The 9,785-nt window shown below is 58.3% G+C and carries 11 protein-coding genes; 8 read left to right on the plus strand and 3 right to left on the minus strand.

From position 1 onward, the window contains the following. Window positions 1-54 precede the first annotated feature (54 nt). From nagZ to tatC, 6 genes are read left to right on the plus strand one after another with little or no spacing between them, the layout of a single operon-like run. Window positions 55-1,074, plus strand: a complete 1,020-nt coding sequence (nagZ, locus tag GRI41_RS01580) for a beta-N-acetylhexosaminidase (protein WP_160602897.1) — start codon at window positions 55-57, stop codon at window positions 1,072-1,074. Next, window positions 1,071-1,889 carry a segregation and condensation protein A gene (locus GRI41_RS01585; protein ID WP_160602898.1) on the plus strand — a complete coding sequence of 273 codons (819 nt, stop codon included), beginning with the start codon at window positions 1,071-1,073 and terminating at the stop codon, window positions 1,887-1,889. Before nagZ ends, GRI41_RS01585 begins: the two co-directional genes overlap by 4 nt. A gap of 11 nt (window positions 1,890-1,900) precedes the next feature. Further along, window positions 1,901-2,593 (plus strand): SMC-Scp complex subunit ScpB, encoded by a 693-nt coding sequence (scpB, locus tag GRI41_RS01590; RefSeq protein ID WP_407985539.1) that lies wholly within the window; start codon window positions 1,901-1,903, stop codon window positions 2,591-2,593. Window positions 2,594-2,633: 40 nt separating this feature from the next. Beyond that, a complete protein-coding gene (gene tatA, locus GRI41_RS01595) occupies window positions 2,634-2,876 on the plus strand; it encodes a twin-arginine translocase TatA/TatE family subunit (protein ID WP_160602900.1) in 243 nt (80 codons plus the stop codon). Window positions 2,877-2,901: 25 nt separating this feature from the next. After that, window positions 2,902-3,312, plus strand: coding sequence for a Sec-independent protein translocase protein TatB (gene tatB, locus GRI41_RS01600; RefSeq protein ID WP_160602901.1), 411 nt, complete (start codon window positions 2,902-2,904; stop codon window positions 3,310-3,312). Window positions 3,313-3,315: 3 nt separating this feature from the next. Further along, entirely contained in the window at window positions 3,316-4,107 is a 792-nt protein-coding gene (gene tatC, locus GRI41_RS01605) for a twin-arginine translocase subunit TatC (protein ID WP_160602902.1), read from the plus strand. Window positions 4,108-4,212: 105 nt separating this feature from the next. Here the strand turns inward: tatC and GRI41_RS01610 are convergent, their stop codons facing one another. The 3 genes from GRI41_RS01610 to GRI41_RS01620 all read right to left on the minus strand — a co-directional run bounded on the left by GRI41_RS01610 (window position 4,213) and on the right by GRI41_RS01620 (window position 7,328). Beyond that, window positions 4,213-4,440: a hypothetical protein gene (locus GRI41_RS01610; RefSeq protein WP_160602903.1), complete on the minus strand. Its 228-nt coding sequence runs from the start codon at window positions 4,438-4,440 to the stop codon at window positions 4,213-4,215. A gap of 322 nt (window positions 4,441-4,762) precedes the next feature. Next, the gene (locus GRI41_RS01615; protein WP_160602904.1) at window positions 4,763-6,418 is read right to left on the minus strand and encodes an amidohydrolase; all 1,656 of its coding nucleotides are present in this window, start codon (window positions 6,416-6,418) and stop codon (window positions 4,763-4,765) included. Window positions 6,419-6,437: 19 nt separating this feature from the next. Further along, on the minus strand, window positions 6,438-7,328 hold the full coding sequence (locus GRI41_RS01620) for an NAD(P)-dependent oxidoreductase (protein WP_160602905.1): 891 nt from the start codon (window positions 7,326-7,328) through the stop codon (window positions 6,438-6,440). 99 nt (window positions 7,329-7,427) lie between these two features. Between GRI41_RS01620 and GRI41_RS01625 the strand changes: the two genes are divergently transcribed. Both GRI41_RS01625 and GRI41_RS01630 read left to right on the plus strand, forming a co-directional pair. Further along, a complete protein-coding gene (locus tag GRI41_RS01625; protein WP_160602906.1) occupies window positions 7,428-8,702 on the plus strand; it encodes a threonine ammonia-lyase in 1,275 nt (424 codons plus the stop codon). Between the two features lie 214 nt (window positions 8,703-8,916). Next, window positions 8,917-9,777, plus strand: a complete 861-nt coding sequence (locus tag GRI41_RS01630; protein ID WP_160602907.1) for an arginyltransferase — start codon at window positions 8,917-8,919, stop codon at window positions 9,775-9,777. The last annotated feature ends 8 nt before the right edge of the window (window positions 9,778-9,785 follow it).

The raw sequence follows: 9,785 nt of genomic DNA on the forward strand, positions 1-9,785 counted from the left end.
CCGCCGGGCGGCGTTGCGCTTGCCTATGCCGTGCCAGACTGCGACTTTCGCTCTATGACACCCGCAATCTTCGGACTGGCCGGAGCCGAATTGACAGCCGACGAGCGTGCCTTTTTCAAAGAGGCCGATCCGACGGGGTATATTCTGTTCGCGCGCAATTGCGAAAATCCCGAACAGATGCGGGCTCTTACCGATTCGCTGCGCGAAATTCACGGGCGCGAACGCTTGCTGATCTCGATCGATCAGGAAGGCGGACGGGTCGCGCGGATGAAGCCGCCGCATTGGTCGGCCTTTCCGGCGGGTGAAGTGTTCGACAAGCTCTATCAGATCGCCCCGGCCAGCGCGATCGAAGCGGCGCGTGTGAATGCTCAAGCCATGGGGCTTGAACTCGCACAAATGGGCGTCACGGTGGACTATCACCCGCCGGTGGATGTCAGGCAGGCAGGCGCGAATGATGTGATCGGTGATCGCGCACTGGGTTCGGAGCCAAAGCAAGTAGCCGCGCTGGGACGGGCCATCCTCGACGGACTGGCCTCTGCCGGTGTGGCGGGCTGCATCAAGCATATGCCCGGCCATGGTCGCAGCCTGTGCGATACGCATAAGGAAATGCCCACGGTGACCGCCAGCGATGAAGAGCTGGAATGGGATATTGCGCCTTTCCGCGCGCTCTCCGATGCTCCGATCGGAATGACCGGTCACTTGCTGTTCGCGGCGTGGGACAAGGCCAATCCGGCAACGCTTTCTTCCTTTATTATCAGCGAGATCATTCGCAAACGGATCGGCTTTGATGGCCTGCTGCTAACCGATGATATCGATATGGAAGCGCTTGATGGTACGGTCCCGGAACGCAGCAAACGCGCGATTGCCGCGGGATGTGACATCGTCCTCAATTGCTGGGCAAAAATGGACGATATGATCGGCATTGTTGACCGGATCCCGACTATGTCTGCTGGGGCGGCAGAGCGTCTTGAGCGAGCGCTCAGCGTCGCGGATCAGGCGAAAGCCGGTGGCGACAAGGCGGAGCTTCTTGCCAAACGCGATGCACTGCTCGCGATAAAGGGAGCGGCCGCATGAATGTCTCCCAAAATGAAGGCGGGTTGATGTTCGAGCAGGAGGGCAATTCTGCCGATTCGGACTGGATTGCACCCGCAACCGCTGAAACTGACGATAGCGCGCTGTATCTTGAGCTAGAGGGGTGGGAAGGGCCGCTTGATCTGCTGCTCGATCTTGCCCGCCGGCAGAAGGTTGATCTGCGCGCGATTTCGATCCTTTCATTGGTCGATCAATATCTCGACTATATCGAGCGGGCGGAAGCGCTGAAGCTGGAACTTGCAGCGGATTATCTGGTGATGGCGGCGTGGCTGGCCTTCCTGAAATCCTCGATGCTGCTGCCCAAGGAAGAGCAGGAAGATCCAAGCCCCGAAGAACTCGCGCTCAAATTGCAATTGCGGCTCCAGCGATTGGGCGCGATGCGCGAATCTGCGGCACGCCTGATGGCGCGCGACAGGATCGGGCGCGACGTATTCTTGCGCGGAGCACCCGAAGGGCTACGGATCGATCGCAAGACGCAGTGGCAATGCGATATGTACGGGCTGATCCAGTCCTATGGTCAGGTGAAAGCGCGGACCGCACCGGCCATTCATATGGTCCGCGAACGCCCGGTTATGACGCTTGAGAGCGCGCTCGACCGGGTATCGAACATGCTGGGTGTTACGCTGGACTGGATGCGGATTGAAGAATTCCTGCCGCCGCACGCAGAGGCTGGCCTGCGCCGGTCCGCGCTGGCATCGAGCTTCGTCGCAGTGCTGGAACTGGCGCGGATGGGCAAAGCAGAGATTGCGCAGGACGAGGTCTTCGGACCGCTGAAATTGCGGAGAATCAGGGCATGAGTGCTTCGGACATGGATGATCTGCAGCGCGCGGTAGAGGCAACGCTTTTCGCCAGCGAAGAACCGATGACGGTCGAAGCCTTGGCCGGACATCTGGGTGACGCAGAGGTCCCTTTGGTGCGCGAAGCGGTCAAGAATCTGGCTGACCATTACGCAGAGCGCGGGGTTCATCTGGTCGAGCGCAACAAGCGATGGCATTTCCAGACCGCTGCGGATCTGGCGCATTTGTTGCGGCGCGAACGCGAACAAGTCCGCAAATTGTCGCGCGCGGCAACCGAAGTTCTGGCGATTGTTGCCTATCATGAACCTGTCAGCCGCGCGGAGATCGAATCCATTCGGGGTGTGCAAACGGCGAAGGGTACGCTTGATGTGCTGATGGAAGCCAGCTGGATACGGATAGCGGGGCGGCGCGAAGTCCCGGGGCGCCCGGTGATTTACGCGACAACGCCCGATTTCCTGCAGCATTTCGGCCTGCAATCGCGGCGCGATTTGCCCGGGCTGGATGAATTGCGCGCCGCCGGCCTGCTTGATCCGGTCGATGACGCCTATGAGGCGCTAACCGGCTCAGACGATGAGGAAAATGAAGAGAGCGCTGCTGACGAAGAAACCAGCGATGAAGCGGATGACCTAACCGAAGCGCCAGAGGACGTAGAAATTGAGATCGATGGTGATTTGTCCGGTCATGCTGGTGTAGAGCCATCTTAGTCACTATATTGGCGCTAATCGCAGCTTTGAGAGAATTTCCATGGGTATTGGTTGGCCGCAGCTTCTGGTTATCGCACTTGTCATCCTCGTCCTGTTCGGACGCGGGCGCATTTCCGAAATGATGGGTGATTTTGGCAAAGGCATCAAAAGCTTCAAAAAGGGCATGAATGAGGACGAGTCGGCAGACACGCCCAAGCCCGGCGGAAAGATCGAAGGTCCGGCGGCGGCCGCCAGCGATGATCAATCCGCGAAGAACCCGGCCAAGACTTCTGACAATTCCTGATCCTGCCTGAGGCACTGCTCGAGACATGTTCGACATTGGTGCCCTTGAACTTTTGTTGATCGTAGTCGTGGCGGTGATCGTCATTGGCCCCAAAGACATGCCCGCTGCGCTGCGCGTTGCAGGGCGATGGGTGGGCAAGCTTCGCCGTGCTTCCGCGCAATTCCGCAGCGGCTTCGATTCGCTGGTTCGCGAGGCGGAGCTGGAGGAAATGGAGAAAAAGTGGAAAGAGCAAAACGCCAAGATCATGGCGGAAACGCCCGAGGGTGAAATGGGCCCGTTACCGTCAGCTGATTACGGGCAGGCTCCGGCAGGCGACGGACAGCCTGATGATTTGCTTGCCGATGTGCAGGGGGCTTCTGCAGCAGACAAGGCCACTGATGAGCCCACACAGACGGATGAGCCGACACTCCCGCTAGAAAAGCCGGGGAAGCCCTGAACCATGGCGCTGGGCATATCCGATATCGATGAAACGCAGGCCCCGCTGCTCGATCATCTGGTGGAGTTGCGCGCGCGCCTGGTCCGCTGCGTGTTGGCTCTGGTGGCGGCGTTCGGAATTTGCCTTTATTTCGCCGACCCGATTCTGGGCTTTCTGATCCAGCCGCTCAAAAGCGCCTTCCCCGATGGGGAGGGGCAGCTGATCTTCACCAAATTGTACGAAGTGTTCTTCGTGCAGCTCAAGGTCGCCTTGTTCGCCGGGTTCTGCATCAGCTTCCCCTATATTGCCAACCAGCTTTGGGCGTTTGTTGCCCCGGGGCTCTACGCCAAAGAGAAGCGCGCATTTCTGCCGTTTTTGCTGCTGACACCGCTGCTATTTATCGCGGGGGCCAGTCTGGCCTATTATGTCGTCATGCCGACTGCATTCCGTTGGTTCATCGGCTTTGAAGGAACAGTAGGCGGTCTGGAAATAGAAGCTCTGCCCGCTGCCAATGAATATCTCGGCCTGGTGATGCAGTTCATTCTGGCTTTCGGAATATGCTTCCTGCTGCCGGTGCTGCTTCTGCTGCTGCATCGTGCGGGAATAGTGACGCGAACACAGCTTGCCAGCGCCCGCCGCTATATCATCGTAGGTGTGGTGGCGCTGGCTGCGATCGTTACGCCGCCGGACCCGGGATCGCAGCTGATTCTGGCTATCCCGCTCTTGTTGCTGTTTGAAGGATCATTGCTGATCATGCGGCTGACCGAACGCAAGGCCGCCAAGGACGCTACCGAGAAGCCGGTTGAAGAGGCTTAACAGGCCGGCGAATCGGCCTGGCGACAGCCAAACCACATTTGCAACACGCACAAAAAAGGCGAGGCCCGCAGGCCTCGCCTTGAATGTTTTCAACTCAGACCGTTGTTACGGGCTGGTTGGTGCGTCGTCTTCGTTACCACCGGCGATGATGATGCCAGCGATAATTGCCGCAGCAGCAAGAATAGCGAGGATGATGCCAGCGCCGCCCGAATCTTCACCGAGATTGCTTTCTTCAGCAGTCGGTGCAGCAGCACGGTCAGCGTTCTGTGCGAGAGCTGGCGATGCTGCCAGCGAAACTGCTGCAGTAGCAGCCAGTAGATTACGGAACTTCATTTCAAACGTCTCCTCAGAGCTCTAGTTTTGTTCAAACTCTCCGCTTCACTAGGGCAGTCAGCGTACCGAGGCAAGCCCAAAGTTCGTAACGGTTTGTCAAATATGTTACCGGATTGTAACACTTATCCTAGTTAATCGTCACCACAAATGTGGTCGGCGCGATGCTTCTATTCCCAAAAACTCAGGTGCCGAAGCGAACCTCGTCACCATCTCGGGCTGCTTTGCGTAGATATCGTTACGGTAGGGTTAACGTCCCCATAAATTTGGGTTTTTAGGATAAGCCGTGGGATTCTGCGGATATTCCGAGTGATATTCGGGCGGATCAATCGGCCGCGAAGACCTCTTTCCCGCCGACCCAGGTCGACAGCACCTTCGTTTCGCGGATGGATTCGGGGGAAGCGAGCATCGGGTCGCGGTCGATCAGGACAAAATCGGCGCGTTCACCTGCCACCAGCCTTCCGAATCGCCCTTCGGCGAATCCGGCAAATGCGCCCGAGGATGTGAATCCGGCCAATGCCTGCTCGCGGCTGACGGCTTCTTGCGGGCGCCATCCACCAAATGGTTGACCGTCCGGACCTGTACGAGAGATTGCCGCGGCAATCCCGGCAAAAGGATCGGGCGATTCGACCGGCGCGTCTGAACCAAACGCCAATGGAGCCCCGGTCGATTGAATTGTGCGCCACGCATAGGCGCCTTCCAGCCGAGGTGGGTCTAGCCGTGCCTCTGCCATTGTCCGGTCGGACGTCTGGTGAACCGGCTGCATCGAAGCAATGATCCCGTGATCGGCAAATTTCGCGAGATCGGCTGGGTCAACCACTTGCGCATGTTCGATACGCCAGCGGCGATCACCGTCATATGTTCCGGACAATTCGCTGACCGCGCTCAAAACTTCAGCATTTGCCGCATCGCCGATTGCGTGGATCGCCAGCTGGAATTTGTCGAGCGCGGCGCGGCTCATCAAATTGCGCAGCTGAGCGCCGGTTTTGAGCGGCAGTCCGGTGTTGCCGGCTTCATCAGCATAGGGTGCTTTGAGCCACGCCCCACGAGAGCCCAAAGCTCCGTCGAGATAGAGCTTCACCCCGTTGATCCGCAGCTTGTCGTCATAGAGCCACTGGCTGGGGCCAGGGCCGCCGATCAGTTCCATTGCCTCAACGCCCGAAGCGTACGACATGATCCGAAGCTGCAGCCAGCCACCATCGCCAGCGCGGCGGAAGGATTGCCAGTCTTCGATGCTGGTGCCCATATCGGCAACCGCGGTCACCCCCATCGAAAGCAGGATTTCCTGCGCTTTGGACAAGGCCAGATCGCGATCTTCGGGCCGCGGGGCGGGAACTACGCGCTGTACAAGCTCGCTCGCATTATCGACAAATATTCCGGAAGGTTGACGGCTTCCGCCGACGCGTTCGATCCGCCCACCGGCGGGCGCTTGAGACGAAGCGCTAACACCGGCGATTTCCATCGCCCGGCTATTCGCCCAGCCAGCATGGCCATCTACTCTTTCCAGCCAAACGGGACGGTCCGAGACAACAGCATCCAATTCCGCAGCGGTAGGGAAACGGCCAAGGCCCCATTTTTCCTGATTCCATCCGCGTCCGATAATCCAGCGACTGGCTGGATTGGCGGCGGCGTATTCAGCGATCTTGGCTTGCGCTTCTTCGAGCGATCCGGTGTCCGACAAATCCAGCGTCAACGCGCCGAAGCCAATACCCATTACGTGCAAATGCGAATCGATCAGCCCGGGAATGACATATTGCCCTTTTCCGTCGTAACGAAAATCGGTGACGGGCAACTTGTCGCCGTGATCCAGCACTTGCTTGATCCTGCCGTCATCGTCGATCCACAGCGCGACGAACCGCTGCAACTTGCCATCTTCGCCGATGGTAATGCCCTGAATATTGTCGACGATTATGTCAGCCGAAGCAGGGCTTGCAAATAGCGCTGCAGCGGCGGCGAATGCCGTGAAAATGCGTTTGATCATTTATTCTGTTCCGTCGATTCTAGCGTGGCAATCTGCGTATCAGCGAACTGGTATCCTGTCGCCCGCCATCCATTTCCTGAATGTCTTTATAGAAGCTATCGACCAATCGCGACACCGGGCTGTCGAGGCCCAGCCGGTCCGCTTCTTCCAGCGCATAGGCCAGATCCTTGCGCATCCAATCGACCGCAAAGCCGAAGTCAAATTCATTCCGGACCATCGTGTGCCAGCGATTTTCCATTTGCCAACTTTGTGCAGCGCCGCCCGAGATCGCTTCAAAAACCTTGTCGGCGTCAATGCCCGATGCCTGCGTCAGGCGGATCGCTTCGCTTAGCCCGCCTAGGACACCGGCAATGCACATCTGGTTGGCCATCTTGGCAGTCTGCCCGGCACCGGCGCCGCCAACATGAACGATCCGCTTGCCATAGGCCCGTATGACCGGATCGGCGCGGGTGAATGCTTCTGCCGTCCCGCCGCACATGATCGCCAGCGCGCCATTTTCAGCGCCCGCTTGCCCGCCGGAGACCGGCGCATCGATCGCCAAGACTCCGTGCTTCTGGCTGGCTTCGTCGATTGTGCGCGCCATTTTGGCGGAGACTGTTGTGTGGTCGATCAGCAGCGTCCCTTCTGCCATCGATTGCAGCGCGCCGTCGCTGCCCGTCAGCACTTCGGCGACATCATCGTCGTTTCCAACGCATGAAATGACCACATCGACACCCGATGCAGCTTGCGCCGGAGAGCTTGCTATGTCGGTGCTCAGCCCGGCGGCGGCTTGCTTGGCCTGCCATGCCTCTGCGCGCGCTGCCGTGCGGTTGAATGCGATGACGCGGTGGCCTGCGCTGGCAAGATGGCCGGCCATTGGCCCGCCCATCACACCCAGCCCGATAAATCCGATTGTCAGTTTTTCATCCATGGCCACGGATTACGGCGTTTGCCGTGCAAAGCAAATGCATAGCGGACACAAACCAAACCAGTGTTCCCCACAGCCGCGTTTTCGCCTAACCCGCGATGCATGACCGACAAAGCTTCCGATCTTCTGACGCTCGACCATGTGCGGGCAGCGGCTGACCGCATCAAGGGCGCGGTTGTCCGCACGCCGACGATGCATTCGCGAACTTTGTCGGATATTACCGGCGCCGAAGTCTGGCTGAAGTTTGAAAACCTGCAATTCACTGCGGCCTATAAGGAACGCGGGGCGCTCAATGCCTTGTTGCAATTGCCCGAAGAACAGCGGTCACGCGGTGTCATTGCTGCGTCGGCCGGAAACCACTCGCAAGGACTTTCGTATCATGGTCGGCGGCTTGGAGTGCCGGTGACAATCGTCATGCCGTGCCCCACGCCAACGGTCAAAGTCATGCAAACCGAAGCCGTTGGCGGAAACGTGGTTTTGCATGGAGAGACCTTCGACGATGCCTATGCCCATGCACGCAAGCTGGAGACCGAACGCGGGCTGACATTTGTTCATCCGTTTGACGAACCGAATGTTGCGGCGGGGCAGGGGACAGTCGGGCTCGAAATGCTCGAAGATGTGCCCGATCTTGATATGATCGTCGTGCCTGTAGGCGGCGGGGGATTGGTGTCCGGTGTTTCAGTCGCGGCCAAAGGGCTGAAATCCGACATCAAGGTGATCGGTGTGCAGACGGCAGAATTCCCCGCGTTTTACGAGCTGTTCACCGGCAAGCAGATTTCCGGGCGAGGGCTGACATTGGCTGAAGGCATCGCGGTCAAAGAACCGGGCTTTTTCACCCGCGATATCGGCAAGCAATTCATCGACGAAATGCGCGTCGTCAAGGAATCGGCCATCGAAGAGGCCATCTCGCTGCTTCTCGATATAGAGAAAACCGTGGTAGAAGGGGCCGGTGCTGTCGGGCTCGCGACTTTGCTTCCGCCCGCCAATGGCGTGCCCCGCAAAGAATTTGAAGGCAAGAAAATCGGCGTCATTCTGACCGGCGGAAATATTGAACAACGCTTTCTCGCCAATGTAATCCTGCGCAACCTTGTGCGATCCGGGCGGATTAGTCGGGTCAGCATGATCCTTGATGATCGCGCGGGCGCGCTGCAGCAAGCGACCGGGATATTTGCCGAGCACAATGCCAATATCATCGAGGTTACGCACCAGCGGATTTTCGGCAATTTGTCGGCCAAGAACATTCAAACCGACATCGAGTTTGAAGTGCGGGACAAGGCTGCGCGCGACCGGCTGCTTCAGGCATTGGGCGAAGCAGGCTACCGCTTTGACCTGATCAAACTGCAAGGCAAAACTGCGAGCAAGTTCAGCAGCAATTGATCTGCAGCACGATTTTCTGTTCTGTCCGTTAGCTTTGTCCCGGCGAGTTGGCACAATCCGGCACAGCTTTTTTCCGGCCCGAGAAATTGTGCAAAATAATCAATCGTTAACCGAGTTATTTGGTTAAGGACCTTTTACCGACCGTCCTGCGCATGCATAAAGAGAGGCCTAGATTATCCGACCGATTCTAATGCTTGAGGACAGATAAACCGTCGTGACGGCCCCCGTTCGCTTTCCCCGTTTCTTTGTGACAACGCCTGCGCCTTGCCCGTATTTGCCGGGAAAGAGCGAGCGCAAAGTGTTCACCGAGCTCAAAGGCGACAATGCCGATCAACTGAACGAAGCGCTGGGGCGGATCGGATTCAGGCGCAGCCAGACGGTGGCCTATCGGCCAAGCTGTGCCGATTGCAATGCGTGCGTTTCGGTTCGCGTAGTGGCAGACGAGTTCACGCCCAGTTCAACACAGCGCCGCAATTTGCGCCGCAACGGAGATCTGGTCGCAACCGAATGCCGTCCATGGGCGACCGAGGAACAATTCGAACTTTTGCAGCGTTATCTGGGCGTGCGCCATCCGGGCGGCGGCATGGCCTCGATGGATGAAACTGACTACGCAGATATGGTTGAGCATACCCCGGTATCCAGCTATGTCATTGAATATAGGGAACCCTCTGACGGTGAAGAGCCCGGCCGATTGGTCGGAGCTTGCCTCACTGACAGGCAGGGTGACGGGTTGTCGATGATTTACAGCTTCTACGACCCTGAACATGAGTCGCGATCTGGTCTTGGTAATTATATCATTCTTGAACACATTCGCCGGGCGGCGGAACAAGGCTTGGCCTACGCCTATCTCGGCTATTGGGTCGAAGGATCAGACCGGATGCGGTACAAGGTGCGTTACCGGCCGCTCGAACGGCTTACCCGCGAAGGGTGGCGGCGCCTCAGCCGTGAAGAGCAGGACGCGCTTATCTCTGACACAGCGAGCAAGCAGCGCGCTGAACGAAGCGCCGGTGGCACCGCCTCGAAAGATGGAGACCGGGCGCAGTACTCCGCGCAAAGCGACAGCGCAGCCGGTTAACAAGCCTC

This window comes from Pontixanthobacter aquaemixtae (genome assembly GCF_009827395.1).
GTDB classification, from domain to species: domain Bacteria; phylum Pseudomonadota; class Alphaproteobacteria; order Sphingomonadales; family Sphingomonadaceae; genus Pontixanthobacter; species Pontixanthobacter aquaemixtae.